This is a genomic window from Saccharopolyspora sp. NPDC000359 (genome assembly GCF_040300525.1).
Taxonomy (GTDB): Bacteria; Actinomycetota; Actinomycetes; order Mycobacteriales; family Pseudonocardiaceae; genus Saccharopolyspora.
In genome coordinates, this window is record NZ_JBEPDU010000042.1 from 44,814 (window position 1) to 70,245 (window position 25,432).

A 25,432-nucleotide genomic window follows, 5' to 3' on the forward strand; every position below is an offset into this window, starting at 1 on the left:
TCGAACGGCCGCTGCGCTGGGGTTCTTCCATCGCGGACCTCCCGAGCCGGGTCCGGGGCAGTTCGTCGCGCGTGAGCGCGGTGGGTGCAGTGGGCCACTCCGCCCGCTGCCAGCAGCGGCCATGCCGCTCACCTGGTGGAACGCTGCGAGCCGCGGTCCACGCCGGGCTCCGGTGAACACGATGCGTCGCCAAATCTAGCCGCTGGGTCGCCGCTCGGGTAGCCCCGTGCTCCAGGACACCCCGCAGCCGCTCGGCGCCTTGATCGGTCCCTGATATCTTTCCAGCTCAGAGCACCCGCCCGCGGGTGCTCGCGGGACGCCAGCGCCAAGCGAAACCGGTGCGAACCCGGTGCTGTGCCGCAACTGCGATGGCCCGGTCCAGCACCGGGCACGAGCCAGGTCGCCTTGCGCGTGGTGTCGATGTCCGCCACCCCCGGTGCAGGGGTGCGGTGTCCGGTCGCCCCCGGCCGCGCCCTGCACGCACCGGCCGAAACCGTAGGGAAGACATGACCGGGCTCCGCCGACTCGCCACCCTGCTGCTCGCCGCACTGGCCCTGCTCATCGGGGTCACGGCGTGCGCCACCCGACCCCACTCCCAGACCACCGCCCCGGCCGACGACCCGGCATCGGCGTTCCCGGTCAAGGTGGAACTGCCCGGCCAACCCCCGGTGACACTGCCGCAGCAGCCGAAGCGGATCATCTCGCTGTCCCCGACCGCCACCGAGACGCTCTTCGCCATCGGCGCCGGGGACCAGGTCGTCGCGGTCGACCAGCTGTCCAACTACCCGGTGGAGGCGACGCGCGCCAAGGAGGAGGTCCCCTCGGCGTTCGAGGCCGACGCCGCGTCCCTCGCCGCGAAGGAACCCGACCTGGTCATCGCCCCGGACAGCGCCGCCGAGCTGGCCAAGGGCCTGGCGGCGGCCGACGTGCCGACGCTACTCACCCCGGCGGCGGCGAACCTGGACGAGACCTACCGGCAGATCGAGGTGCTGGGCCAGGCCACCGGGCACACCCAGCAGGCCACCGACCTGGTCAACCGGACGCGCGCCGAGATCGACGAGATCGTGCGCAAGACCCCGAAGCCGGCCGAGCCGCTGAGCTACTACCACGAGATCAGCCCGGACTTCTACACCGCGACCTCGGCGAGCTACGTGGGCAACATCTACAGCCTGTTCGGCATGCACAACATCGCGGACCCGGCGGAGACCAGCTTCCCGCAGCTGTCCGAGGAGCACATCCTGCAGGCCAACCCGGACCTGATCTTCCTGGCCGACACCAAGTGCTGCCAGATCACCAGCGCCGCGGTGGGTGCCCGGCCCGGCTGGGGCACGCTGGACGCGGTGCGCGAGGGCCTGGTCGTTGAGCTCGACGACGACATCGCCAGCCGGTGGGGCCCGCGGGTGACCGAGATGGTGCGCGCCATCGCAGACGGGATCACCAAGGCCCAGCAGAGGTGACCGGGCGCGCCCTGCCGCAGACCAAGCTGCGCCCCCGGCACCTGGTGATCGGGGTGGCGGTGCTGGTGGCCAGCGTGGTGCTGTCGGTGCTGCTGGGCGCGGCCGAGCTGGGTTGGCGGCGGGTGCTCGCCGAGGTCGTCGCGCAGCTCACCGGCGGCGAGTCGCCGCTGTCCGAGCGCGAAGCGGCCATCCTCTGGTTCCTGCGGGTGCCGCGGGTGGTGCTCGCGGCGTTGGTCGGCGCGGCGCTGGCGGTGTCCGGGGCGGCGTTCCAGGGGGTGTTCCGCAACCCGCTGGCCGATCCGTACCTGCTGGGCGCGGCGGCCGGCGCGGGCTTGGCGGTCACCGTGGTGCTCACCGGCGCTCCGCAGGCCTCGCTGTCCGTGCCGGTGCAGGCCGCCGCCTTCGCCGGCGCGCTGGGCGGGGTCGGCCTGACCTGGCTGGTCGGGCGCTCGGCGGGCCGGGAGACCACCACGCTGGTGCTGGCTGGGGTCGCGGTCGGGGCGTTCCTCACCGCTGGGCAGACCTTCGTGCAGCAGCTGCGGGTGGAGTCGTTGCAGCAGGTCTACATGTGGATCCTCGGGCGACTGTCCACCACGGGGTGGCGGGAAGTGCTGATCGTGCTGCCGTACCTGGTGCTCTCCGCCGTCGTGCTGTGCGTCTGCGCGCGGCTGCTGGACCTGCTGGGCACCGGGGACGAGGAGGCCGCCGCGCTCGGCGTGCACCCGGCGCGGGTGCGGTTCCTGGTGCTGGTGGCGGCGTCGCTGGCCACCGCGGCCGCGGTGTCGACGGCGGGGCTGATCGGGTTCGTCGGGCTGGTGGTGCCGCACCTGGTGCGGCTGGGCATGGGCGGCAGCTTCCGGATCATCGTGCCGATGTCGCTGCTGCTCGGCGGCGCGTTCCTGGTGCTGGCCGACCTGCTGGCCCGCACCCTGCTGGCCCCGGCGGAGATCCCGATCGGCGTGATCACGGCGTTCACCGGAGCCCCGTTCTTCGCCCTGCTGCTGCACCGGAGGCGCGCATGAGCAGCCTGGAGGTGCGCGAGCTGTCGGCGAGCTACCGGCGCGACACGGTGCTCTCCGGGGTGTCGGCCGCGGTGGACGCCGGTGGCTGGCTGGGCATCATCGGCCCGAACGGCGCGGGCAAGTCGACGCTGCTCAAGGCCATCGCCGGGCTGGTGCGCCACGAGGGCGCGGTGCTGGTCGACGGTCGCCCGCTGGCCGAGCTGCGCCGCCGCGAGCGTGCCCGCGCGATCGGCTACGCACCGCAGATCCCGCAGCTGCCCATCGGCCTGACCGTCACCGACTACGTGCTGCTCGGCCGCACCCCGCACCTCGGCCTGCTGGGCCGCGAAGGCCGGGGAGACCTGGAGGTCGTGCGCACCGTGCTCGACCGCCTCGACCTCGAGCGGCTGGCCGACCGAGCCCTGGCCACGCTCTCCGGCGGCGAGCGGCAGCGCGCCGTGCTGGCCCGTGCCCTGGCCCAGCGGGCGGGGGTGCTGCTGCTCGACGAGCCGACCACCGGCCTGGACGTGGGGCACGCGCAAGCCCTGCTCGACCTGGTCGACGAGCTCCGCCGCGAGCTGGGCACCACCGTGGTCACGACGCTGCACGACCTGACCCTGGCGGCGCAGTACGCCGAGCGCCTGCTGCTGCTGGACTCCGGCCGGGTGGCGGCCGAGGGCACCCCCACCGAGGTCCTCACCCCGGAAGCCCTGGAGGAGCGCTACACGGCCCGCGTGACCGTCCTCCACACCCCCGACGGCTCCCCCGTCATCGCACCGATCCGGGGTTGATCAGTCGATCGAACCGCGTTCCACCACCCACTCCACCGGCTGGCCGGTCATCTCCGCGATCAACTCGTAGTCCTGGTCGTGGTGCAGCACGGTGAGCGAGCTCCGCTCGGCGACCGCAGCGATCAGCAGATCCGGGATCTTCCGGCCGCGAAGCCCTTGCGCCGACAACGCGCGCTGGACTCCGCGAGCGCGGACGAAGTCGGCGTGCTCGACCTCGATCAGCGGGCACACCGCGACCGCGCGTTGGATGGCGTCCCACTCCGCCGAGTTGCGTGCCGAGTACCCCAGCTCGAGATCCGTCACCGCGCACCGGGCGAGGGCATGCGACCGGGCCAGCTCGCCGACGATCTTGCGCACCGGCTCCTTCCCCAACCGGGACAGCACGCTCGTGTCGGCGAGGTACCTCAGCGCCACGCGGCCTCACGGTCCTCGAACTCGATTCCTGCGAGGACGTCGAGCGCGGCCTCGACATCGTCGCCGTGCGCGCTCATCCCGCTGACCTGCCGCAACGCGACGTTGATCGTGTCCTTGATCGTCTTCGTACCCAGCTGTTCCCGAGCCGCAGCAAGGGCAGCCTCGTCCACATCAACCAGGTGCTTCACATCCGTCAGTATATACGTCGACATCCCTGGATATACCTCTCGATTTCACGTTGGGACCACTCCGAACCGGGGCGACACCAGCGACAATACCCTGCGCGCTATATCGCATGCCAGCTATGATGGCGGACATGCAGGAAGAACGACTCGATCAGGTGAAGCGGGAGAATCCGATCACCGACCAGGAGGGACACGGCAGGTCGCACGCGGAAGCTTCGCTGGCCCTGTCGCTGGCGCGGCTCGTGCACGGGCTGCGCACCGAGGCCGGGCTCACCCAGGTCGAGCTCGCGCGGCGGATGGGCACCACGCAGTCCTCGGTGGCCCGGTGGGAGGGCGGCGGCAGCCTGCCCACCATCGAACTGCTGGACCGCCTCGGGCGAGCTGTCGGCGTCCGCCTGGAACTGGTGGCCTCGCCGCACGCCGGTGACCGCGAGGGCGCCGAGGGCAACGCGGTGGCCTTCGGCGCCCAGTAGGCCGGTCAGGCGGTGGCGAAGCGGGTGAGGACGGCTTCCGGGCGGACGCCCGGGAGAGCGTTGCGGAAGATCCGGTGGTAGGCCAGCTCCTCCTTGCTCCGGACCGGGGCGTCGGTGGTGGCCAGGTCCACGTCGGTCACCCGCGACTCCCAGTGCGGGGTGAGCAGGTCCTGCGCGCCGCTGCCGGTGCCGAACTGGGACTTGCGCCGCCACAGCAGCTCGTCGGGCAGCCAGCCGGTGAACGCGCGGCGCAGGTGGGCCTTCTCCACGCCGTCCTCAAGCTCCTTCAGCTCGGGTGGCAGGGACATCGCGTGCGCGATGACGTCGGCGTCCAGGAACGGCACGCGGGCTTCCAGGCCGTGCGCCATCGTGACGCGGTCGCAGCGCTGCAGGTTGAGGCCGTGCAGCTCGCCGAGGGTGCGGGCGAGCTCACCCGGCAGGTCGGTGGCGTGCGAGCGGTGGTAGTAGCCGTACCCGGCGAACAGCTCGTCCGCGCCTTCCCCGGTCAGCACCGCCTTGACGTGCCCGGCGGCCAGCTCGGCGAGGAACCAGTTGGGGACCGCGCTGCGGATCAGGCTCGCGTCGAAGGACTCGACGGACGCCACCACCGCGTCGAGCGCGGCGATCGCGCGATCGGCGTCGAAGACCGCTTCAAGGTGCTCGGTCCCGAGGTGTTCCGCGGCGGCGCGGGCGGCCCGCAGGTCCGGCGAGTCGGCGGTGCCGACCGCGAAGGTCTTCAGCCGCTGCCCGACCGCGGCGCGCTCCTCCGCCGCGATGGCGGCGACGATGCTGGAGTCCAGACCGCCGGAGAGGAACACCCCGACCTCGACGTCGGCCATCAGGTGCCGCCGGACGGAGTCGACCAGCACCTCGCGGGTCATCTTCTCGGCGATCTCGGCGGGCAGCCCGGCCCGGTCCGGCAGCACCTCCGGCACCGGGTCGGCGAACCGGACGAGCCCGGTCTCCGGTGTCCAGGAGCACCCGGGTGGGAAGGTCTCGACGGCCGCCTGCACCTCGGTCGGGAACGCCCGCAGCTCGGAGGCGAAGTACCGGGTTCCTCCGACCTCGGCCCAGTACAGCGGCTTGATGCCGAGCCGGTCCCGAGCGGCGACGAACCGGCCGTCCGGCGCGGCCGCGCACAGCGCCCACATGCCCTGCAACCGGCCCAGCGCGGCGGGCCCGAACCGAGCCAGGAGCACCAGCGCGGACTCGCTGTCGGAGGCGGTCCGGAAGTCCTGCTCGCCGAGCTCGTCGCGCAGTTCGGCGTGGTTGTAGATCTCCCCGTTGCAGACCAGGGACCACCCGCCCGGCCCGGCGAGCGGCTGGCGCCCGCCGTCGAGGTCGACGATCGACAGCCGGACGTGCCCGAGCCACGCGTACCCGCCGACCTGCCGGTGGTCCCGGCCGTCCGGGCCGCGGTGCTCGATCGCGTCGAGCATCGGCTGCCCCGCGGCGGTCGGCACGGACGTCGGATGGTGCACAGCGGCGATTCCACACATGGAGCTCGACCGTAGGAACGGTGGGCGCCTGAAACAACCTCAGTTGCTCCATGCGCACGCGCTGGTCGACAATGAGGTGGTGACCGCCGAAGGATTGAGCAGCGTCCAACGAGCCCTGGACGTGCTGCGCGCACTGGGCCCCGGACCGCTGCGGGTGCAGTCGGTCGCCGAAGCGCTGGGCAAGGAGAAGACGCAGGTCTCGCGCACGCTGAAGGTGCTGGCCGAAGGCGGCTTCGTCGAACGCGACCCGGAAACGCTCGAGTACCGGCTGGGCTGGCAGCTGTTCGCGCTCGCCGGAGCGGCCAGCGAGAGCCGCCTGCTGCAGCAGGCGTCGCCCGTGGCGCGTGGCCTGATGCGCACCACGGGCGAAGCGGCGTACTTGACGGTGCTCAGCGGCAACGCCGCCGTGACAGTGCTGGCCGAACGCCCAGGACGAGCGCTCCAGGCCAACGAGTGGATCGGCAGGCTCTCCCCGCTCAACTGCACGGCCAGCGGCAGAGCCCTGCTCTCCGGCCGCCCCGACGACGAGGTCGACGCCATCCTCAACGCCCAACCGGACAGGCTGCCAGGCACCGAACGAGCGCCCCGGACCCCGGACGAGATCCGCGCGCGCCTGCGCGCCGAGCAGCGCGCGGGCTACAGCGTCGCGGCCGAGGAATCCGAGCCGGGCCTGGTCGCCGTCGCGGCCCCGGTCCGCGACTTCCGCGGCGCGACCGCCGCCGCGCTCAACGTCTCCGCCCCGGTCTTCCGGCTACCGCCGGACGACCTCGACCGCACCGCGGCCGCGGTGGTCGACGCCGCTTCGCGGCTCTCCCATGCGCTCGGCGCCGCCTAGCGGCCGTCCTTCTCGCCGTTCGCGCTCTCGGCGCTGCGCGCCTGCGAGCCGCTGCCGCCTCCGGCGTCCTCGGCTTCCGCCTCGGCTGCCTTCGGCTCGTCGGGCTCCGGCTGCTCCGCCTCCGGCTTCGCCGGCTCCGCCGGGGCTTCGCCCGGCAGCGGCTTGCCCACCAGCAGCTCCGAGTCTTCGCGCCCGGCTCGGACGATCACCAGGTACAGCACCGCGCCGGCGAAGACGATCAGTGAGGTGAAGACGTTGATGCGGACGCCGAAGAGGAGGGTGGCGTCGTCGGTGCGCATCATCTCGATCCACAACCGGCCGAGGGTGTAGCCCGCGACGTAGAGCGCGAAGACCCGGCCGTGGCCCATGCGGAACTTGCGGTCGGCCCAGATGACCACGGCGAAGACCAGCAGGTTCCACAGCAGCTCGTAGAGGAACGTCGGGTGCACGACGAACATCGGGCTGGAGTCGATGGCGACCCCGCCGATCGGGTCGTTGAGGCCGGTGGCCGGGTCGACGCGCCGGTAGATCTCCAGGCCCCACGGCACGGTGGTCTCGGCGCCGTAGAGCTCCTGGTTGAACCAGTTGCCGAGGCGGCCGATGGCTTGTGCCAGGACGATGCCGGGCGCGACGGCGTCGGCGAAGGCGGCGAGCGGTACGCCCCGTCGGCGGCAGCCGATCCAGGCGCCCACCGCGCCGAGCGCGACGGCGCCCCAGATGCCCAGGCCGCCTTCCCAGATCTTGAACGCGTCGAGCGGGTTGCGGTCCGGGCCGAAGTACTTGTGCCAGTCCGTGGCCACGTGGTAGAGCCGCCCGCCGACCAGGCCGAACGGCACCGCGAACACCGCGATGTCGATGACCATGCCGTCGGTGCCTCCGCGCGCGACCCAGCGCCGGCTGCCGATCCAGACCGCGGCGACGATGCCCGCGATGATGCACAGCGCGTAGGCGCGCAGCGGGACTGGGCCGATGTACCAGACCCCTTGCGGCGGGCTCGGGATGGTGGCCAGGAACGAATTCGCCGTGGCGGCTACCGGGGCACTCACAGCGCTAACGGTATCGGGCGCGCCCGCGCGGGGTGCGCGGCCCCCGATCAGCGGTGTGGGCGGAACTCGGGCCCGGGCGCCCGGCTCGGGCGATCAGCGCACCACCCTCACCCGTTCGGTTGAACGGTGCGCGCTTTCCACTGGAATTGGACATCCAACTCCAATGGAAGTCGCGTCGACAGGTTCAGGGTCGAGGCCCGCAGCGCCGAGCCCGGCTTCAGCGGCTGCGGACGCCTCGGGCCAGTTCCTCGGTGAGCTCGCGGACCCCTTCGGCACCGTCCTGCTCGGCCCGGGTCACGAAGGCCGAGCCGACGATCACGCCGTCCGCGAAGGAGGCGACCTCGGCCGCCTGCTCGCCGGAGCGGACCCCGAGGCCCACGCCGATCGGCAGGTCCGTGTGCGCGCGGGTGCGCTGGACCAGGCCCGCCGCCGCGGAGCCGACGCTCTCGCGGGCGCCGGTCACGCCCATCACCGACGTCGCGTAGATGAACCCGCTGGAGGCCTTCGCGGTCAGGGCCAGCCGCTCCTCCGTGGAGGACGGGGCGACCAGGAAGATCCGGTCCAGGCCGTGCTCGTCGGTGGCGGCGATCCAGTCCTCGCCCTCGTCCGGGATCAGGTCCGGGGTGATCACGCCGAGCCCACCGGCCGCCTTGAGGTCGCGGGCGAAGGCGCTCGGGCCGTAGCGGTGCACCGGGTTCCAGTAGGTCATCACCACGGCGTTGCCCCCGGACTCGGCGATCGAGGAGACCACGTCGAAGACGTCGCGCAGCCGGAAGCCCGCGCGCAGCGCCTGGTCGCTGGCCGCCTGGATGGTGGGGCCGTCCATCACCGGGTCGGAGAACGGGATGCCGACCTCGACGACGTCGCACCCGGCTGAGCCGTCGGCGCCCGGCAGCATCGCCCGGAACAGCTCCTTGGACCCCGCCACCGTCGGGTACCCGGCGGGCAGGTACCCGATCAGCGCGGCGCGCTGCTCCTCCCGGCAGGTCTGGAAAACCTCGCGCAGGCTCACCGCGCACCCTCCTGAGCCTCGTCGACGAGCCCGAAGTACTTCGCCGCGGTGTCCATGTCCTTGTCGCCCCGGCCGGAGAGGCTGACCACGATGACGGCCTCCGGGCCGAGCTCCTTGCCGAGTTCCAGCGCCCCGGCCAGCGCGTGTGCGGACTCGATCGCCGGGATGATGCCCTCGGTCCGGGACAGCAGCTGGAAGGCCTGCATCGCCTCGTCGTCGGTCACCGACCGGTACTCGGCGCGGCCGGTGTCCTTCAGGTACGAGTGCTCCGGCCCGACGCCCGGGTAGTCCAGCCCGGCCGAGATCGAGTAGGCCTCGGTGACCTGCCCGTCGTCGTCCTGCAGCAGGTAGGAGCGGGCGCCGTGCAGCGTGCCCGGGATGCCCTCGCTGAGGGTCGCGCCGTGCTCGCCGGACTCGATGCCGTGCCCGGCCGGTTCGAAGCCGACCAGCCGCACGCCCGGGTCGTCGATGAAGCCGTGGAAGATGCCGATGGCGTTGGAGCCGCCGCCGACGCAGGCCGCGACCGCGTCGGGCAGCCGACCGGTCAGCTCCAGCACCTGCTCGCGGGCCTCGTCCCCGATCACCCGGTGGAAGTTGCGGACCATCATCGGGAACGGGTGCGCGCCCGCGGCGGTGCCCAGCAGGTAGTGGGTGTGGTCGACGTTGGCGACCCAGTCCCGCAGCGCCTCGTTGATGGCGTCCTTGAGGGTCGCCGAACCGGTGCTGACCGGGATGACCTCCGCGCCCAGCAGCCGCATCCGCGCCACGTTGAGGGCCTGCCGCTCGGTGTCGACCTTGCCCATGTAGATCACGCACTCGAGGCCGAGCAGCGCGCAGGCGGTGGCGGTGGCCACGCCGTGCTGCCCGGCACCGGTCTCGGCGATGACCCGGCGCTTGCCCATCCGCTTGACCAGCAGCGCCTGGCCCAGCACGTTGTTGATCTTGTGCGAGCCGGTGTGGTTGAGGTCCTCCCGCTTGAGCAGGATCCGCGCACCACACGCGTGCTCGGCGAACCGCTTGGCCTCGGTCAGCAGCGACGGGCGCCCCGCGTAGTTGCGCAGCAGGTCGTCGAGCTCGGCGAGGTACTGGGGGTCGCGCTGCGCCTTGGCGTACTCGGCGGCGAGCTCGTCCTGCGCCGCGATCAACGCCTCCGGCATGAACCGGCCGCCGTAGTCCCCGAAGTGGCCGCGCTCGTCCGGGTCGTGCCCTTCCGGCACGGCCCTGCCCTGCCGGTGCGCGCGTGCGGTGTCCGCCCCCACGGTCATTGCCTACCTCCTGTGCTCCGCCGACCCCGCGCGCCCGGTCACCGACTCGGCCGCGGACATGCGGGGTGGGACCCGGCGGTCACCAGCTGGGTGACGGCCGTCTTGGGATTGTCGCTGGTCACCAGGCCCTCGCCGACCAGTACCGCGTCCGCGCCCGATCCCGCGTAGGCCATCAGGTCGCTGGGGCCGCGCACGCCTGACTCGGCGATCTTGAGGACGTCCTGCGGGAGTCCCGGCGCGATCCGGCCGAACACGTCGCGGTCCACCTCGAGCGTATGCAGGTTGCGGGCGTTGATGCCAATTACTTTCGCCCCTGCCTCGAGCGCGCGGTCGGCCTCCTCCGCGGTGTGCACCTCGACCAGCGCGGTCATGCCCAGGGACTCGACCCGGTCCAGCAGCGCTTCCAGGGCGTTCTGCTCCAGCGCCGAGACGATCAGCAGCACCATGTCGGCGCCGTGCGCGCGGGCCTCGTGCACCTGGTACGGGCTGATGATGAAGTCCTTGCGCAGCAGCGGCGTGCCGGTGACCCGGGCGCGCACCGCGTCGAAGTCGGCCAGCGACCCGCCGAACCGGCGCCCCTCGGTGAGGACGCTGATCACGCGTGCCCCGGCGGCGGCGTAGTCGGCGGCCAGCTCGGCCGGTTCGCCGATCTCAGCCAGGTCGCCCTTGGACGGGCTGCGCCGCTTGACCTCCGCGATGACACCCACTCCGGGGGCCCGCAGCGCGGCGAGCACGTCGTGCGGCGGCGGTGCCGCTGCCGACAGCTGCTTGATCTCGTCGAACGGAATCGCGGATTCGCGGACTGCCAGGTCTTCGCGAACGCCCTCGATGATTGATTCCAGAACGGTCACGCGAACACCTCGCCGGCCCTGCCCCGAACAGCCACCCGCAAGTCCTCGTTCCACGAGTTGGATGCGCAGTTGAACTCATTGCGCTCGATCACGACACTCCCCTTCCCGCCGTGCCGTCGCATGGCCGATGCTAAACCTCGCCCGGGGTCCGGCCCACCAAGGGGTGTCCGGAACGTCCCAGCGCAGCAAGGACCTTCGGCCCTTGTGCGCAGCTGGCGCGGCCGTTCGGAACCGTGCCGAACTGGGTTTTCCGACCTCGCGAGAAACTTGAAATAAATTCAGCGATCCTGGTCGTCGGTCGGGTCCCGACCGGCGTCCAGGTCCTGCCACATCTGTCTGTCCGGATCGTGGGATTTCTGCTTGGCCGTCGCGGGGGCGGAATACTTCGCGCCCATCGCCGGCATGCGCCCGGCCCGGAGCAGCACCAGCAGCCCAGCCAGCACCAGCAGCACCGAACCCACCAGCACCAACAACGGCCCGTACGGCTGCGCGACGACCGCACCGACCGGGGCGCTGCCCGGCGGCGCGCCCGGTGCGCTCGTCACCGGCAAGCCGGTGAACGCCTGCACCGCCCGCCACGCCAGCGCAGCACCCGCGACGACCACCAGCAGGCCCACCAGCCGCCGCAACCAGCCGCCGGTGGCCAGCACCGCGGCCACGGCGGCCAGCGACGCCAGCGCCATCGGCACGAGCTCCGGGCGCAGGTCCGCACCCGTCAGCCCGACCAGGGCCTCGTTGCCGAACGAGCCGCGGAACAGCTGCTCGGCCCAGACCAGCGCGCTGGCGCCCCACAGCGTCCCGGCAGCGGCCAGCGCCAGCAGCAAGACCAGCCACAACAGGCCGCGGGACCGGCTCGGCTCAGATCCCGGCTCGGTGGTCAACCCGCTCCTCCGTCACCTGCTCACCGCGCGGCCGGGACAACGTCTCCGCCGTCGCGACCGCGTTCAGCACCGCGCGCGCCTTGTTGAGGCACTCCTGGTCCTCCGCGACCGGGTCCGAGTCCGCCACGATCCCGCCACCGGCCTGCACGTACGCCGTGCCGTCGCGGACCAGCGCGGTGCGGATCGCGATCGCGGTGTCGGCGTCGCCGGCGAAGTCCAGGTAGCCGACCACCCCGCCGTACTGGGCGCGGCGCGTCGGCTCCAACTCCTCGATCAGCTCCAGCGCGCGCGGCTTGGGCGCCCCGGACAGGGTGCCCGCCGGGAAGCAGGCCGCGACCGCGTCGAAGGCCGTCCGGCCCTCGGCGAGCTGCCCGGTGACGGTCGACACGATGTGCATCACGTGGCTGTAGCGCTCGATGCGGAAGAAGTCGACGACGTGCACCGAACCCGGCTTGCAGACCCGCCCCAGGTCGTTGCGGCCGAGGTCGACGAGCATCAGGTGCTCGGCGCGCTCCTTGTCGTCGTTGAGCAGCTCCTTCTCCAGCAGCGAGTCCTCGTCCTCGTCCGCGCCGCGCCAGCGGGTCCCGGCGATCGGGTGCGTGGTGGCCTGGCCGTCGCGCACCGTCACCAGCGACTCCGGGCTGGAGCCGACGATGTCGAACGGGGTGCCGCCGTCCGGCGACTCCAACCGCAGCAGGTACATGTACGGGCTGGGGTTGGTGGTGCGCAGGACGCGGTAGATGTCCAGCGCGTCGGCGCTGGTGGTCAGCTCGAAGCGCTGGGAGACCACCACCTGGAACGCCTCGCCCGCGCGGATCGCCTCCTTCGCCTTCTCCACCGCCGCGTGGTGCTCCGCGGGCTGGCGGCGGCGGACGAACTGCGGGGCGGGCCGGGAGAAGGTGGCCACCGTGGGCGCCGACGGCGTGCACAGCTGCTCGGTCATCTCGTCCAACCGGCGCACCGCGTCGTCGTAGGCCGCGTCCACCCGCTCCGGGCTGTCGTCCCAGTTCACCGCGTTGGCGATCAGGGTGATGGTGCCCTCGTGGTGGTCCAGCGCAGCGAGGTCGGTGGCCAGCAGCATCACCAGCTCGGGGATCCGCAGGTCGTCCTCGGTGAGGTTGGGCAGCCGCTCCAACCGGCGCACCGCGTCGTAGCCGAGGTAGCCGACCATGCCGCCGGTCAGCGGCGGCAGCCCCGGCAGCGGGTCGGTCCGCAGCAGGCGGACCGTCTCGCGCAGCGCCTCCAGCGGGTCACCGCCGCTGGGCAGACCGACGGGCGGGGTGCCCGTCCAGTGCGCCTGGCCGTCGCGGACGGTCAGCGCGGCGGCGCTGCGGGCCCCGACGAAGGACCATCGCGACCAGGAACGCCCGTTCTCCGCGGATTCGAACAGGAACGTCCCGGGGCGGTCCCCGGCGAGCTTGCGGTACACCCCGAGCGGGGTCTCGTCGTCCGCGAGCAACCGCCGCACCACCGGGATCACCCGGCGGTCCGCGGCGAGCGCGCGGAACTCCTCGCGCCCGGGACTGATTGAGCCGATATCACCGTCGCCGACCATGTCGTCATTGTGCCGCGCACCCCTTCAGGCCCGCGCGCGCCCTCCGACCGCTTTGCCCCCGCGCCGCCGCTGCGGCCAGGATGAGCGGGTGAGCAGTGCAACGAACGGCACCGAGCCCAAGCGGCGCGGGCGGCGCCCCAGCGGCGTCGACACCAAGGCCGCGCTGCTGGCGGCGGCCCGCGAGGTGTTCACCGAGCAGGGCTACGACGCGGCGACGGTCCGCGCCATCGCAGCGCAGGCCGGGGTCGACCCGGCGATGGTCAACCACTGGTTCGGTGGCAAGGCCGGGTTGTTCTCCGCCGCGGTGCACATCCCGGTGAACCCGGCGGAGGTGGTGCCGCAGCTGCTGGCCGGGGACCGGGAACAGCTGGCCGAGCGGCTGCTGCGGCGGTTCCTCGCGGCGTGGGACAACGCCGAGGGCGGCCAGTTCGCGGCGCTGGTGCGCAGCGTCGCGTCCAACGAGGACGCGGTGGCGATGCTGCGGGAGTTCATCCAGAACGTGATGTTCGAGAAGCTGATCCGGGCCCTCGACGTGGACCAGCCGGAGCTGCGCGGCGCGCTGTGCGGGTCCCAGGTCGTCGGCCTGGGCATGGCGCGCTACGTGGTCCGCCTGGAGCCCCTGGCCTCGGCGGACCACGACACCGTGGTGGCGGCGATCGCCCCCAACCTCCAGCGCTACCTCACCGGCGACCTCGGCTGAGCGGATGTCCGGCGCCAAACTCGTGTGATCCCAGCGGGAACCACACGTCCGATCCCATGGGAACGCGCGCGGGCCCCCGACACGCCCACGGCACGTCCGCACCCGACACACCGCCGGACCACAGTTTCAATTGAAACTGTGAATCACCCGGGGGGGTGGCACGCACGGCGCGGGGCCGGGTCAGGTGAGGAGGGCGTCGGCGTCGAAGCAGGTGCGGTCCCCGGTGTGGCAGGCCGCGCCCTGCTGGTCGACGACCAGCAGGATCGTGTCGCCGTCGCAGTCCAGGCGGACCTCGTGGACGTGCTGGGTGTGGCCGGAGGTCTCGCCCTTGACCCAGTACTGCTGGCGGCTGCGGGAGTAGTAGGTGGCGCGGCGGGTGGTGAGGGTGCGGTGCAGCGCCTCGTCGTCCATCCACGCCATCATCAGCACCTCGCCGGTGCCGCGCTGCTGCGCGATCGCCGGGACCAGCCCGTCGGCGTTGCGCTTGAGGCGAGCCGAGATCGCCGGGTCCAGGCTCATCGCACCGTGATCCCTTCCGCGCGCATGGCGTCCTTGACGTCGCGGATCTTCAGCTGCCCGAAGTGGAACACGCTGGCGGCCAGCACCGCGTCGGCCCCGGCGTGCACCGCGGGCGCGAAGTGCTCGACGGCCCCGGCCCCGCCGCTGGCGATCAGCGGCACGTCCACCACCGCCCGCACCGCGCGGATCATCTCCAGGTCGAACCCGGCCTTGGTGCCGTCGGCGTCCATCGAGTTCAGCAGGATCTCGCCGACGCCGAGCTGCTGGCCCTTCGCCGCCCACTCGACCGCGCAGATCCCGGTGCCGCGCCGACCACCGTGCGTGGTGACCTCGAACCCGGACGCGGTCGGCTGCCCGCCCTCGGGCACCCGGCGGGCGTCCACCGACAGCACCACGCACTGGGCGCCGAAGCGCTGCGAGGCCTCGCTGAGCAGCTCGGGCCGGGCGATCGCCGCGGTGTTGAGGCTGACCTTGTCCGCCCCGGCGCGCAGCAGCCGGTTGATGTCCTCGGTGCTGCGCACGCCGCCGCCGACGGTCAGCGGGATGAACACCTGCTCGGCGGTACGGCGGACCACGTCGAAGGTGGTCTCCCGGTTGCCGGAGGAGGCCGTGACGTCCAGGAAGGTCAGCTCGTCGGCGCCCTCCGCGTCGTAGGCGCGGGCGAGCTCGACGGGGTCGCCCGCGTCCCGGAGGTTGGTGAAGTTGACACCTTTGACGACCCGCCCCTGGTCGACGTCCAAGCAGGGGATCACACGCACCGCAACGGCCATGTCCCCAGGGTAGAGACATGGCCGCGCGGTGCGGCGGATGGGGCGAGCTCGCGTGCTCAGCCGTCCCAGCCGACGTGGGGCCTGATCGGCGGGTTGTCCGTCGGCGGCACCGCCGCGCAGTGCGTGCCCTCCGGTGGGACGACGCCGTCGACGAGGTACCGGTCGACCGCCGAGGTGGTGCACTCGCTGCGGTCGTAGACGCCGTGGCCCCAGCCGTCGTAGGTCAGCAGCGTGGCCTGCTCGACCTGCTGGTCCACTGTGGTCGCCCAGTTGTACCCGGTGGCCGGGTCGTGCAGCGCGTTGGCGACCAGGATGGGCGCTTCGGTGCGGATCTGCGGGACGTGCTGGGGGTTCTGGACCGGCGAGGGCCAGTCGACGCAGCCCCAAGCGACCCCGCCGCCCACGCTGAACCGCATGTGCGGCGCGGCCTCGGCCTGCCGCTGCCACACCTGGGCGTACTCCTCGGCGGTGTCGATGTCGATGTTCCAGTCGCTGCAGAACGCGGCCACCGAGTACGGGACGGCCTCGGGCACGGCCAGCGCGGTGGGCGCCGCCTGGCCGTCGCGCAGCGCCTTGAGCTGAACACCCAAGTGGTTCCAGTCCGGCTGGTAGAAGTGGCTCATCGCGGTGCGGCTCAGCTCGACCGGCCCGATCGGCGTGCTGGGGTCGCCCGGCGCGTGCAGTTCACCGCTCTCAGCCCGCTTGTAGAGCTCGTCGAACACCGCGCCGACGTCCTCGCCGTGCAGCGCGCACTGCGCGTCCTCGGCGCACCACTTCGCGAACTCGGCGAAGGAGTCTTCGGCCGTCTCCGCTTCCGTGGCGTAGAAGTCGCTGGCGTTGACGCTGTGGTCCATGACGCTGTCCAGGACGAGCGCGCGGACCCGCTCGGGGAAGTTCTCCGCGTACATCTGCCCGACCAGCGTGCCGTAGGAGATCCCGTACAGGCTGAGCTGCTCCTCGCCGAGCGCCTGCCGGAGCGCGTCGATGTCGCGGGCGACGCTGACCGCGTCCATGTGGTCGATGATCGGACCAGTGCGGGCGCGGCAGTCGGCGGCGACTTCCCGGTTGTAGCGCTTGATCTCCTCGAAGCCCTCCGGCCCGCCCGGCACGATGTCCGGTGTGCTGGTGAGCAGGTCGGTGTCGCACTGCAGCGGGTTGCTGCGGCCGAAGCCGCGCGGGTCGTAGCTGACCACGTCGAACCGCGAGCTGACCTCCGGGGAGAACTGCGTGCCGCTGAGCAGCGAGTCGACGCCGGTGCCGCCCGGACCACCGGGCATGTAGACCAGGGTGCCGATCCGCTGGTCCGGGTCAGCGGCCGGGCGGCGCGCCACGGCCACCTCGATCTGCTCGCCGTCCGGTTGCGCCCAGTCCAGCGGCACCGGCACGGACGCGCACTGGACCTCAGCGTTCTCCGGGCAGGGCTGCCACTCCAGAGCGGGCGCGGCGGCCACCGGGACGGCCGCGCCCAACGTCGCACCAGCGGCTAACAGCACCCCGAGGGCGGATTTCGCCCCTCGTCGCATGGAGACCTCCGATCGCCATCGAGGTCCGCGTCTCGGACCTCGATCGCGATCTTGGTGGGGCGCGCCCACCCGCGACTCGGGTTCCCTCCCCGGGCCAACCCTGAGATCGGCCGGCCGGGAGCAAGGGGCGCTGCGCCAACCGGGCGAAGCCGGGAAGGCGTCCGGGTGCCGTCAGCGGACGGCGGCGAGGGCCTCTTCGAGGGTGAAGTTCTGCGCGTACAGCGCCTTGCCGACGATGGAGCCCTCCAGGCCGACCGGGGCCAGCTCCGACAGCGCCACCAGGTCGTCCACACTGGACACCCCGCCGGAGGCGATCACCGGCGCGTCGGTGCGGGCGCAGACCTCGCGCAGCAGCTCGGTGTTCGGGCCCTGCAGGGTGCCGTCCTTGCTCACGTCGGTGACCACGTAGCGGCGGCAGCCAGCCGCGTCCAGCCGCGCCAGCACCTCCCAGAGGTCGCCGCCGTCCTTGGTCCAACCGCGGGCGGCCAGCCGGTGGCCCTGCTCGGTGATCCGCACGTCCAGGCCGACCGCGACCCGCTCGCCGTACTCGGCGACCACGCGGTCCGCCCACTCCGGGTTCTCCAGCGCCGCGGTGCCCAGGTTGACCCGCGCGCAGCCGGTGGCCAGCGCCGCCTCCAGCGAGGCGTCGTCGCGGATGCCACCGGAGAGCTCCACCCGGACGTCGAGCTTGCCGGTCACCTCGGCCAGCAGTTCGCGGTTGGAACCGCGGCCGAACGCCGCGTCGAGGTCGACCAGGTGGATCCACTCCGCTCCCGCGCGCTGCCAGGCCAGCGCGGCCTCCAACGGGTCACCGTAGGAGGTCTCGGAACCGGCGGCGCCCTGCACGAGGCGGACGGCCTGCCCGTCGGCAACGTCAACTGCGGGAAGCAACGTGAAGCTCACGCCCCAACCCTACTGTCCCCGGTCACGACCGCCGCACCGGGCGGGCGCGCAGCTCAGCGGCGGGAGCGCTCCGAGTTCAGGACCGCCACGACCGGTACCGCGAGCACGACCAGCACCAGCAGCAGCACCACCCACAGCGGGAAGCCGGCCTGCAGCAGGTAGGGCGCGCCGATCCCGGCGATCATCCCGAACGCCAGCACGGTGGCGATCAGCTTGGCCGCCCGCTGGCTGAGCATGCCGTGGCGGCGGGTCACAGGCTGTCCACCCAGTTGCGCAGCAGCCGGGCGCCCGCCTCCCCGGACTTCTCCGGGTGGAACTGGGTCGCCATCAGCGGGCCGTTCTCCACCGCGGCGACGAACCGCTCGCCGTGCTCGGCCCAGGTCACCCGCGGCGGTGCGATCGAGTCACCGGGCTCCAGCTCCCACCGGCGCACGGCGAAGGAGTGCACGAAGTAGAACCGGGTGCCCGGCTCCATCCCGGCGAACAGCACGCTGTCCGCGGGGGCGTCGACCTCGTTCCAGCCCATGTGCGGCAGGACGTCGGCCTGCAGCCGCTCGACGGTGCCCGGCCACTGACCGCAGCCGTTGGCCTGCATGCCGTGCTCGACGCCCTGCTCGAACAGCACCTGCATGCCCACACAGATGCCCAGCACCGGGCGGTCGCCCGCCAGCCGGTGGTCGATGACCTTGTCGCCGCCGACCTCCAGCAGGCCCTCCATGCACGCCGCGAAGGCGCCCACGCCGGGGACCACCAGGCCGTCGGCCTCCATCGCGGCACGATGGTCGGCGGTCACCTCGACGTCGGCGCCGACGCGCTCCAGCGCGCGTTCGGCGGAGCGGAGGTTGCCTGATCCGTAGTCCAAGATGACGACTCGTGCCACGTCCCCAGGCTACCGGCGCGGGCGGTCAGCCCACGTCGCGGGCTTCGAGGCGGTCCTGGTCGATGCCCCAGGACAGGATCCGCACCGGGCGGATGCGGATCACGTCGCCGCTCATGCCGCCCTCGGTCGAGCCAACTCCGAGCAGCGCTTCGGCTTCGCCGCGGATCTCGATGCCGCGGACCCGCCACGGGGTGCGGGAGGCGATGTCGTCCACCACGAACGACACACGCGGATCGCGCAGCACGTTGCGCCACTTCTGCGACTTCGCGTTGTGGTAGCCGGGGACGTCGATCGTCCCGTCCGGCCCCAGGTGCACGCCGACCGGTCGCACCTGCGGCGCCCCGTCCGGCCCAAGCGTGCACAGGCGCCCCAGGGTCTGGCCCCGCAGGTACTCGATCTCGCCAGGGGTGAAGGTCATCGGAGCGCTCCGTCCAGGAACTCGCGGATGGACTCGGCAATGGCGGTGGGGCCCAGGCCGTGCGCGGCTTCGTGCTCGTCAGCCGTCCCGTAGGCGCGCAGTTCCCGGTCGCGGCGGACGCCCAGCGCGAGGGTGCGGTGCGGGATGTCGGCGAGCGCGTCGTTGACCTCGTGCGTCGATGTGCCGCGCAGGTACGGCTCGACCAGCACCACGTCGGAGCTGGCCGCGTGCACGGCCGCGCGCAGCCCGGCTGCGTCGAAGGGGCGGATGGTGGCCGTGTACAGCACGGTCACGTCGAGCGCGGCGGTGGCAGCCAGCACCGGGTCGAGCACCGGACCGACGGCCAGCACCACTCCCCGGCTGCCGCTGCGCACGGTGTGCCAGCCCGGGCCGGTCACCAGTGGTTCGGTGTTGACCCGCTCGGACAGCCGCAGGTAGACGGGGTCGTCACCGGGCAGTGCCGAGCGCAGCAGCGCGTCGACCTCGGCCGGGTGCCCGGGGACGTGCACGGTCCAGCCGGGCAGGGTGTCGATCAGCGCGACGTCGCCGGGCGCCATGTGCGTGCGCCCCGCCGACGGGTAGTCGTAGGAGGCCCCGGTGCTGACCACGACCGCGCCGACGCCCTGGTGGCTGATGTCGAGCTTGAGCTGCTCGAAGGGCCGCTCGACGAGGAACGGCGTGATCGTGTGCACCACCGGTCGCAGCCCGCTCAGCGCCAGCCCGCCGCCAACGCCGACCATGGCCTGCTCGCGGATGCCGACGTTGAGCACGCGGTGCGGGTGCCGCTGCGCGGCGTCGGCGAACCGGTCCGCGGAGATCTCCGCGAGCACGACGGCCACCCGCGGGTCGGTGTCGAGGGCTTCGGTGGTGGTCCGCACGAACTGCTCGCGCATGGTGGTGGTCGGGGCGCTCATCACGACTCCTCGGATTCGACTTCGGCGACCACCGCGAGCGGGCGGTCCGGGTGGGCACTGGTGAGGGCTCGGCGGAGTTCGCCGTGGTCGCGGCCGTTGACGGTGCGCGCGGCCCAGCCCTCGCGGGCGAAGCGCTCGGCGATGCCGCCGGGCCAGCCGGTGCTGGAGGAGCGGTTGTCCACCACCACGGCGGTCAGCTGGTCCAGCCCCCAGCGGCCCGCGACCTGGATGGCCTCGTGGTTGCTGCCCTCGTCGAGCTCGGCGTCGCCGACCAGCACGACGACCCGCGGCTCCTCTCGGCCCTGGGCGCGCAGGCCCAGCGCCACGCCGAGCCCGAGGGGCAGGCCGTGCCCGAGGGAGCCGCTGCCGATCTCCACACCGGGAGCCAGCACGCGGTCGGGGTGGAAGCCGAGCCGGGAGTCGAACTCGCCGAAGGTGGGCAGTTCCGTCGGGTCCAGGAAGCCCTTGGCGGCCAGCACCGCGTAGTAGGCCATCGGGCCGTGGCCCTTGGACAGCAGGAAGCGGTCCCGGTCCGGGTCGTCGGTGCGCTGCGGGTCGACCGAGAGGACCTGGTCGTAGAGCACCCACAGCGCGTCGAGGGTGGAGGTGGCGGCGACGTCGTGCTTCTCGTCGCCCGTCATGGCGCTCATCAGCGGCCGGAGGTCGGCGTAGCCGAGCGTTGTCGAGATCGTCATGCGGACCAGGATGGAACTTCGAGTTAACTGGAAGTCAAGCACCAATACCTGCACCAAGCTCCAGGTTTCTTCGGCTAGCCTGGCGGGCGTGTCGAAGCTACCGAAGATGCTGACCATCGGTGAGGTCGCCCACCGCAGCGGCGTCGCGCAGACCGCGCTGCGCTTCTACGAGGACCGCGGGCTGATCTCCAGCACCCGGACCTCCGGGAACCAGCGCCGCTACGACCGCGCGGTCCTGCGCCGCCTGGCGTTCATCCGCTCCGCGCAGCGCGTCGGCCTGAGCCTGGAGCAGATCTCGGAAGCGCTCGCCACGCTCCCCGAGGACCACGCCCCCACCAAGGCGGACTGGGCGCGGCTGTCCCGCCGCTGGCGGGACGAGCTGGACGCCCGCATCGACGGCCTGCAGCGCCTCCGCGACCGGCTGACCGGCTGCATCGGGTGCGGCTGCCTGTCGCTGCGTACCTGCGGCCTGCACAACGCCGACGACAAGCTGGCCGAGCTCGGCCCCGGTGCCCCGCTGCTGCGCCCCGCCGCGGACCGCAAGCTCGGCTGAGTCAGTCTTCGCCGGTCCAGCGGTAGGTCATCTCCGGGCGGCCCACGCCCCCGTAGGAGGGGCGGCGCTCGACCACGCCCTTGTCCACCAGGTACTCGAGGTAGCGGCGGGCCGTCACCCGGGAGACCCCGGCGGACTCCCCGATGGTGCCCGCCGGGGCTCCTTCCGGGGCGGCGCGCAGGGCGGCGACCACGGCGGCCAGGGTTTCGCCACCCATGCCCTTCGGCAGGGCCGCGCGGTCCACCCCGCGCAGGGCGGCGAAGGCCCGATCGATCTCCGCCTGCCCGCTGACCTCGCGGTCGTGGCCGAGGCTGGTGCGGAACTTCGCGTAGTGCTCCAACTTCTCGCGCATCGCCGCGAAGGTGAAGGGCTTCAGCAGGTACTGGACCACCCCGCTGGAGACCGCGGCCCGGACCACCTTCAGCTCGCGGGCCGAGGTCACCGCGATCACGTCGGCGTCGCTGCCCGCGGTGCGCAGGGCCCGCGCCACCTGCAGGCCGTCCATGTCGGGCAGGCGCAGGTCGAGCAGGACCAGGTCCACCGGGGTCCGCTCGACGAAGCGCAGGGCCGCCTGCCCGGTGCGGACCCGCCCGGCCACCGCGAAGCCGTCGACGCGGTTGACGTAGGCCTCGTGCGCCTCGCCCACCAGCGGATCGTCCTCCACCACGAGCACCGTGATCACCGCGCCACGTCCGATCCGGACGGCAGCCGCACGGTGAACACCGCGCCGCCGTCGCTGGTCACCTCGATGCTGCCGCGGTGGCGGCGCACGCTCTGCCCGACCAGCGCGAGCCCGAGGCCGCGCCCCGCCTCCTTCGTCGACCAGCCGCGCTCGAACAGCCGCTGCGCCGTGGCGGGGTCGACCCCGGGCCCGTTGTCGGCGACCCGGACCAGCACCCCGTCCGAAGTGGACCGGACGGTGACCGACACCCGCGGGTGCGGGCGCTCCAGCGCGGCCTCCACCGCGTTGTCGACGAGGTTGCCGAGGATCGTCACCAGGTCCCGCGAGCCGACATGCGCCAGGTCGACGTCGTCGATCTCGGTGTCGTCGGTGAGCACGACCTCCACCCCGCGCTCGCCCGCCTCGGCGCTCTTGCCCAGCAGGACCGCGGCCAGCACCGGCTCCCCGACTGCCCCGACGACGCGGTCGGTGAGCTGCTGGGCGAGCTCCAGCTCGGCGGTGGCGAACGCGACGGCCTCGTCGGCGCGGCCGAGCTCGACCAGCGACACCACGGTGTGCAGGCGGTTGGCCGACTCGTGCGCTTGGGAGCGCAGCGACTCGGCGAAGCCGCGCATGGAGTCCAGCTCCCCGCTCAACGCCTGCAGCTCGGTGTGGTCCCGCAGCGTCACCACGGTGCCCAGGTCGCGGCCGCCGCTGCGGATCTGCGAAGCGTTGACCAGCAGCACCCGCTCGTCGGTCAGGTGCACCTCGTCGCGCACGGCCCGCCCCGAGCCGAGGCTGTCCACCAGGGACTCCGGCAGCCCCAGGTCGGACACCCGCTGCCCCTCGACGGCCCGCGGGTCCACCCCCAGCAGCAGCCCGGCGCCGTCGTTGCACAGCGTCACCCGGCCGGTCGGCGAGACCAGCAGCAGCCCCTCGCGGACCGCGTGCAGGATCGCGTCGTGGTACTCGTACATGCGGCTGAGCTCGGCTGGCCGCAGGCCGTGCGTGTGGCGGCGCAGCCGCGCGCTGACCAGGTAGGTCAGCAGCCCACCCAGCAGCAGCGCCCCGGCCGCGACCAGCACCAGCACACCGACCTGCTGCTCCAGCTCCGCCGAGATCGACCGCACGGTGATGCCGTCGGAGACCAGCCCGACCAGCCGGTGCCCGTCGTCGTGCACCGGCACCACGGCGCGCACCGAGAAGCCGAGCGTGCCGGGGAAGATCTCGGTGAAGACCTGCCCGGCGACCGCCTGCTCGATGTGCCCCAGGAACGGCTGCCCGATGCGCGCCGGGTCGGGGTGGGTGTGGCGGATGCCCTGCGGGGACATGATCGTGATGAAGTCGACGCCGGTGTCGGCGCGCACCCGTTCGGCCAGCGGTTGCAGCGCCGCGCTCGGGTTGGCCGAGACCAGGGCCTCCCGGACGTCCGGTTGCGCCGCCAGGGTGCGGGCCACCGCCACGACCTCGTCGCGGGCCGCGTCCTCGGTGCGCTGCCGCGCGTCGTACCAGGCCAGCGCGGTACCGGCGAGCACCACGACGGCCACCACGACGACCTGCAGCACGAACAGCTGGCGGGCCAGGCTCCAACGTGGTCGGACGCGGCCGGACCAGTTGCGCGCATCGGTGGTGGGCATGGCGGTTCCGGGGACGGCTGCAGTGCGGACCTCCGGAGGTTACACCACGCCCGACCTGCGGAAATCCAGCCGACTGCCGGTCGGCGTGGGAAGCGCCGGGCGGCGGGCGCGTGATCCGGTCGGAAAGCCGACGCCTCCGCTGCATCCGGTCTGCCCGCCCGGTCCGGGAAGCGCCGGTCCGCCGCCGATTGACCGCTCCGGGCACCGCGACATTTGTGAACACAATGAACACAAGCGTGACGTTGGCGTTGCCCGGCGCAGATAGTCTCTTCCCGACCACACCGTGACCTGGGCCACGGGTGGGCCCCGAGTATGACCCGGTTCGCCCAGGCTAGGAGCGCAACAGTGGCAAGCGAAGACGCTGCGGCACCACGTCGCCGGGACCGGACGCACTACCTCTACATCGCGGTGATCGTCGCCGTGCTGGCCGGTATCGCCGTCGGATTCCTGGCCCCCGACCTCGGCAAGGCCCTCAAGCCGCTGGGCACCGGTTTCGTCGACCTGATCAAGATGATGATCTCGCCGGTCATCTTCTGCACCATCGTGCTGGGCGTGGGTGGCGTCCGGCAGGCCGCGAAGGTCGGCAAGGTCGGTGGCCTCGCCCTCGGCTACTTCATGGTGATGTCGGTGGTCGCCCTGGTCATCGGCATGCTGGTCGGCAACGTGCTGCACCCCGGCGAGGGCCTGCAGATCAGCGACGAGATCCGCGGCCAGGGCGCGGAGCAGGCCGGCAAGGAAGCGCAGAGCACCACGGAGTTCCTGCTCGGCATCATCCCGAAGAGCCTGCTGTCCTCGCTGACCGAGGGCCAGGTGCTGCAGACCCTGCTGGTCGCGCTGCTGGCCGGTTTCGCGCTGCAGGCGCTGGGCGACAAGGGCGCCCCGGTCCTGCGCGGCATCGAGCACATCCAGCGCCTGGTGTTCAAGATGCTGGCGATGGTGATGTGGGCGGCCCCGGTCGGCGCGTTCGGCGCCATCGCGGCGGTGGTCGGCGCGACCGGCGTGGAGGCGCTCAAGGGCTTGGCCATCATCATGGTCGGCTTCTACACGACCTGCCTGCTGTTCATCTTCCTGGTGCTGGGCCCGATGCTGTGGATGTTCGCGCGGGTCAACATCTTCTCGCTGCTGCGCTACCTGGGCCGCGAGTTCCTGCTGATCGTGTCCACCTCGTCGTCGGAGGCGGCGCTGCCGCGGCTGATCGCGAAGATGGAGCACCTCGGGGTGAGCAAGCCGGTGGTGGGCATCACGGTGCCGACCGGCTACTCGTTCAACCTGGACGGCACCATGATCTACCTGACGATGGCCTCGCTGTTCATCGCCAGCGCCCTGGGCGACCCGCTCTCGGTGGGCGAGCAGGTGGGCCTGCTGCTGTTCATGATGGTCGCCTCGAAGGGCGCGGCCGGGGTCAGCGGTGCGGGCCTGGCGACGCTGGCCGGTGGCCTGCAGTCGCACCGCCCGGAGCTGCTCGACGGCGTCGGCCTGATCGTCGGCATCGACCGCTTCATGTCCGAGGCCCGCGCGCTGACCAACTTCGCGGGCAACGCGGTGGCCACGGTCCTCATCGGCGCCTGGACCAAGGAGATCGACCGGGACCAGATGAAGCAGGTCTTCACCGGCGAGAGCCCGTTCAACGAGCAGTCCTTCGTGGACGACGACGGCCCGCAACCCGAACCCGACAAGGCGGCCACCAAGAGCTGACCACGACCGAAGGGCCCCTCCGAGCCACCAGCCCGGAGGGGCCCTCCACCGTTCGCGGGGGCGGATTCAGCCGTAGACCATCCAGCCGATGCCGCCGACGACGGCCATGACGGCGGCGACGGCGAGCATGATCGAGAAGCCGCGCGCGGTCTTCCACGTCGCGTAGACGCCACCGACGAGGAAGCCCGCCAGCGCGAGCAGGATGATCGGGAGGACATCGCCCATGCCCGGCAGCGTACCGGGGCCGGTTCCGCGGTCGTGAGCGGCGATGGTGGCCAGGGCGACCACCGACGCTCACG

At 72.4% G+C, this 25,432-nt stretch carries 29 protein-coding genes; 8 read left to right on the top strand and 21 right to left on the bottom strand.

The genetic code is table 11. From position 1 onward, the window contains the following. The first annotated feature begins 506 nt into the window (after positions 1 to 506). Genes ABT324_RS24725 through ABT324_RS24735 form a run of 3 tightly spaced genes read left to right on the top strand, consistent with a single transcriptional unit; the run spans position 507 to position 3,249 of the window. On the top strand, positions 507 to 1,457 hold the full coding sequence (locus tag ABT324_RS24725) for an ABC transporter substrate-binding protein (protein WP_351182156.1): 951 nt from the start codon (positions 507 to 509) through the stop codon (positions 1,455 to 1,457). After that, a complete protein-coding gene (locus ABT324_RS24730; RefSeq protein WP_351182159.1) occupies positions 1,454 to 2,479 on the top strand; it encodes a FecCD family ABC transporter permease in 1,026 nt (341 codons plus the stop codon). The genes ABT324_RS24725 and ABT324_RS24730 overlap by 4 nt, the downstream gene beginning before the upstream one ends. Continuing rightward, positions 2,476 to 3,249 carry an ABC transporter ATP-binding protein gene (locus tag ABT324_RS24735; protein ID WP_351182162.1) on the top strand — a complete coding sequence of 258 codons (774 nt, stop codon included), beginning with the start codon at positions 2,476 to 2,478 and terminating at the stop codon, positions 3,247 to 3,249. The genes ABT324_RS24730 and ABT324_RS24735 overlap by 4 nt, the downstream gene beginning before the upstream one ends. Here the strand turns inward: ABT324_RS24735 and ABT324_RS24740 are convergent, their stop codons facing one another. Together ABT324_RS24740 and ABT324_RS24745 are read right to left on the bottom strand one after the other, a co-directional pair. Beyond that, entirely contained in the window at positions 3,250 to 3,663 is a 414-nt protein-coding gene (locus tag ABT324_RS24740) for a PIN domain nuclease (protein WP_351182165.1), read from the bottom strand. Beyond that, positions 3,654 to 3,851 carry a hypothetical protein gene (locus ABT324_RS24745; RefSeq protein ID WP_351182168.1) on the bottom strand — a complete coding sequence of 66 codons (198 nt, stop codon included), beginning with the start codon at positions 3,849 to 3,851 and terminating at the stop codon, positions 3,654 to 3,656. Before ABT324_RS24745 ends, ABT324_RS24740 begins: the two co-directional genes overlap by 10 nt. A gap of 128 nt (positions 3,852 to 3,979) precedes the next feature. Here ABT324_RS24745 and ABT324_RS24750 point away from each other — a divergent pair, with 128 nt between their 5' ends. Next, on the top strand, positions 3,980 to 4,321 hold the full coding sequence (locus tag ABT324_RS24750) for a helix-turn-helix transcriptional regulator (RefSeq protein ID WP_351182171.1): 342 nt from the start codon (positions 3,980 to 3,982) through the stop codon (positions 4,319 to 4,321). Positions 4,322 to 4,326: 5 nt separating this feature from the next. Here ABT324_RS24750 and asnB read toward each other — a convergent pair whose 3' ends face one another. Continuing rightward, on the bottom strand, positions 4,327 to 5,820 hold the full coding sequence (gene asnB / locus ABT324_RS24755; RefSeq protein ID WP_351182174.1) for an asparagine synthase (glutamine-hydrolyzing): 1,494 nt from the start codon (positions 5,818 to 5,820) through the stop codon (positions 4,327 to 4,329). Between the two features lie 79 nt (positions 5,821 to 5,899). Between asnB and ABT324_RS24760 the strand changes: the two genes are divergently transcribed. Then, positions 5,900 to 6,655 carry an IclR family transcriptional regulator gene (locus ABT324_RS24760; RefSeq protein WP_351182177.1) on the top strand — a complete coding sequence of 252 codons (756 nt, stop codon included), beginning with the start codon at positions 5,900 to 5,902 and terminating at the stop codon, positions 6,653 to 6,655. Here the strand turns inward: ABT324_RS24760 and lgt are convergent. The 6 genes from lgt to ABT324_RS24790 form a co-directional block, all read right to left on the bottom strand. Further along, on the bottom strand, positions 6,652 to 7,701 hold the full coding sequence (gene lgt / locus ABT324_RS24765) for a prolipoprotein diacylglyceryl transferase (protein ID WP_351182180.1): 1,050 nt from the start codon (positions 7,699 to 7,701) through the stop codon (positions 6,652 to 6,654). The two genes, ABT324_RS24760 and lgt, sit on opposite strands and share 4 nt — an antisense overlap. A gap of 217 nt (positions 7,702 to 7,918) precedes the next feature. Beyond that, entirely contained in the window at positions 7,919 to 8,713 is a 795-nt protein-coding gene (trpA, locus tag ABT324_RS24770; RefSeq protein ID WP_351182183.1) for a tryptophan synthase subunit alpha, read from the bottom strand. Next, positions 8,710 to 9,978 carry a tryptophan synthase subunit beta gene (gene trpB, locus ABT324_RS24775; protein WP_351182186.1) on the bottom strand — a complete coding sequence of 423 codons (1,269 nt, stop codon included), beginning with the start codon at positions 9,976 to 9,978 and terminating at the stop codon, positions 8,710 to 8,712. Before trpB ends, trpA begins: the two co-directional genes overlap by 4 nt. A gap of 38 nt (positions 9,979 to 10,016) precedes the next feature. Further along, a complete protein-coding gene (gene trpC, locus ABT324_RS24780; protein ID WP_351182189.1) occupies positions 10,017 to 10,829 on the bottom strand; it encodes an indole-3-glycerol phosphate synthase TrpC in 813 nt (270 codons plus the stop codon). 278 nt (positions 10,830 to 11,107) lie between these two features. Beyond that, positions 11,108 to 11,710, bottom strand: a complete 603-nt coding sequence (locus ABT324_RS24785; RefSeq protein ID WP_351182192.1) for a Trp biosynthesis-associated membrane protein — start codon at positions 11,708 to 11,710, stop codon at positions 11,108 to 11,110. Beyond that, positions 11,688 to 13,265: an anthranilate synthase component I gene (locus ABT324_RS24790; protein WP_351182195.1), complete on the bottom strand. Its 1,578-nt coding sequence runs from the start codon at positions 13,263 to 13,265 to the stop codon at positions 11,688 to 11,690. Before ABT324_RS24790 ends, ABT324_RS24785 begins: the two co-directional genes overlap by 23 nt. 88 nt (positions 13,266 to 13,353) lie before the next feature. Here ABT324_RS24790 and ABT324_RS24795 point away from each other — a divergent pair, with 88 nt between their 5' ends. Further along, a complete protein-coding gene (locus ABT324_RS24795; protein WP_351182198.1) occupies positions 13,354 to 13,965 on the top strand; it encodes a TetR/AcrR family transcriptional regulator in 612 nt (203 codons plus the stop codon). 180 nt (positions 13,966 to 14,145) lie between these two features. Here ABT324_RS24795 and hisI read toward each other — a convergent pair whose 3' ends face one another. The 9 genes from hisI to ABT324_RS24840 form a co-directional block, all read right to left on the bottom strand. Continuing rightward, positions 14,146 to 14,484 (bottom strand): phosphoribosyl-AMP cyclohydrolase, encoded by a 339-nt coding sequence (gene hisI, locus ABT324_RS24800; RefSeq protein ID WP_351182201.1) that lies wholly within the window; start codon positions 14,482 to 14,484, stop codon positions 14,146 to 14,148. After that, positions 14,481 to 15,254 (bottom strand): imidazole glycerol phosphate synthase subunit HisF, encoded by a 774-nt coding sequence (hisF, locus tag ABT324_RS24805; RefSeq protein ID WP_351182204.1) that lies wholly within the window; start codon positions 15,252 to 15,254, stop codon positions 14,481 to 14,483. The genes hisI and hisF overlap by 4 nt, the downstream gene beginning before the upstream one ends. Positions 15,255 to 15,310: 56 nt before the next feature. Then, entirely contained in the window at positions 15,311 to 16,777 is a 1,467-nt protein-coding gene (locus ABT324_RS24810; RefSeq protein WP_351182207.1) for an alpha/beta hydrolase, read from the bottom strand. A gap of 171 nt (positions 16,778 to 16,948) precedes the next feature. Continuing rightward, positions 16,949 to 17,680, bottom strand: a complete 732-nt coding sequence (gene priA, locus ABT324_RS24815) for a bifunctional 1-(5-phosphoribosyl)-5-((5-phosphoribosylamino)methylideneamino)imidazole-4-carboxamide isomerase/phosphoribosylanthranilate isomerase PriA (protein ID WP_351182210.1) — start codon at positions 17,678 to 17,680, stop codon at positions 16,949 to 16,951. 53 nt (positions 17,681 to 17,733) lie between these two features. Beyond that, positions 17,734 to 17,934: a hypothetical protein gene (locus tag ABT324_RS24820; protein WP_351182213.1), complete on the bottom strand. Its 201-nt coding sequence runs from the start codon at positions 17,932 to 17,934 to the stop codon at positions 17,734 to 17,736. Further along, positions 17,931 to 18,560: an imidazole glycerol phosphate synthase subunit HisH gene (gene hisH, locus ABT324_RS24825; protein WP_351182216.1), complete on the bottom strand. Its 630-nt coding sequence runs from the start codon at positions 18,558 to 18,560 to the stop codon at positions 17,931 to 17,933. The genes ABT324_RS24820 and hisH overlap by 4 nt, the downstream gene beginning before the upstream one ends. A 25-nt stretch (positions 18,561 to 18,585) precedes the next feature. Then, positions 18,586 to 18,978: a PPOX class F420-dependent oxidoreductase gene (locus ABT324_RS24830; protein ID WP_351182219.1), complete on the bottom strand. Its 393-nt coding sequence runs from the start codon at positions 18,976 to 18,978 to the stop codon at positions 18,586 to 18,588. Further along, positions 18,975 to 19,892 (bottom strand): transketolase family protein, encoded by a 918-nt coding sequence (locus ABT324_RS24835; protein ID WP_351182222.1) that lies wholly within the window; start codon positions 19,890 to 19,892, stop codon positions 18,975 to 18,977. Before ABT324_RS24835 ends, ABT324_RS24830 begins: the two co-directional genes overlap by 4 nt. Next, positions 19,892 to 20,587, bottom strand: a complete 696-nt coding sequence (locus ABT324_RS24840) for a thiamine pyrophosphate-binding protein (RefSeq protein WP_351182225.1) — start codon at positions 20,585 to 20,587, stop codon at positions 19,892 to 19,894. The genes ABT324_RS24835 and ABT324_RS24840 overlap by 1 nt, the downstream gene beginning before the upstream one ends. A gap of 106 nt (positions 20,588 to 20,693) precedes the next feature. Between ABT324_RS24840 and soxR the strand changes: the two genes are divergently transcribed. Continuing rightward, entirely contained in the window at positions 20,694 to 21,140 is a 447-nt protein-coding gene (soxR, locus tag ABT324_RS24845) for a redox-sensitive transcriptional activator SoxR (RefSeq protein WP_502949789.1), read from the top strand. 1 nt (position 21,141) lies between these two features. Here soxR and ABT324_RS24850 read toward each other — a convergent pair whose 3' ends face one another. Together ABT324_RS24850 and ABT324_RS24855 are read right to left on the bottom strand one after the other, a co-directional pair. After that, entirely contained in the window at positions 21,142 to 21,822 is a 681-nt protein-coding gene (locus ABT324_RS24850) for a response regulator (protein ID WP_351182231.1), read from the bottom strand. Continuing rightward, on the bottom strand, positions 21,819 to 23,438 hold the full coding sequence (locus ABT324_RS24855) for a sensor histidine kinase (protein ID WP_351182234.1): 1,620 nt from the start codon (positions 23,436 to 23,438) through the stop codon (positions 21,819 to 21,821). Before ABT324_RS24855 ends, ABT324_RS24850 begins: the two co-directional genes overlap by 4 nt. 345 nt (positions 23,439 to 23,783) lie before the next feature. On the opposite strand from ABT324_RS24855, the gene ABT324_RS24860 reads away from it, so the two are divergent. After that, positions 23,784 to 25,133, top strand: a complete 1,350-nt coding sequence (locus tag ABT324_RS24860; protein WP_351182237.1) for a cation:dicarboxylate symporter family transporter — start codon at positions 23,784 to 23,786, stop codon at positions 25,131 to 25,133. Positions 25,134 to 25,199: 66 nt separating this feature from the next. On the opposite strand, the gene ABT324_RS24865 is transcribed toward ABT324_RS24860, so the two are convergent. After that, positions 25,200 to 25,358 carry a CG2302 family histidine operon protein gene (locus ABT324_RS24865; RefSeq protein WP_351182240.1) on the bottom strand — a complete coding sequence of 53 codons (159 nt, stop codon included), beginning with the start codon at positions 25,356 to 25,358 and terminating at the stop codon, positions 25,200 to 25,202. Positions 25,359 to 25,432 lie beyond the last annotated feature (74 nt).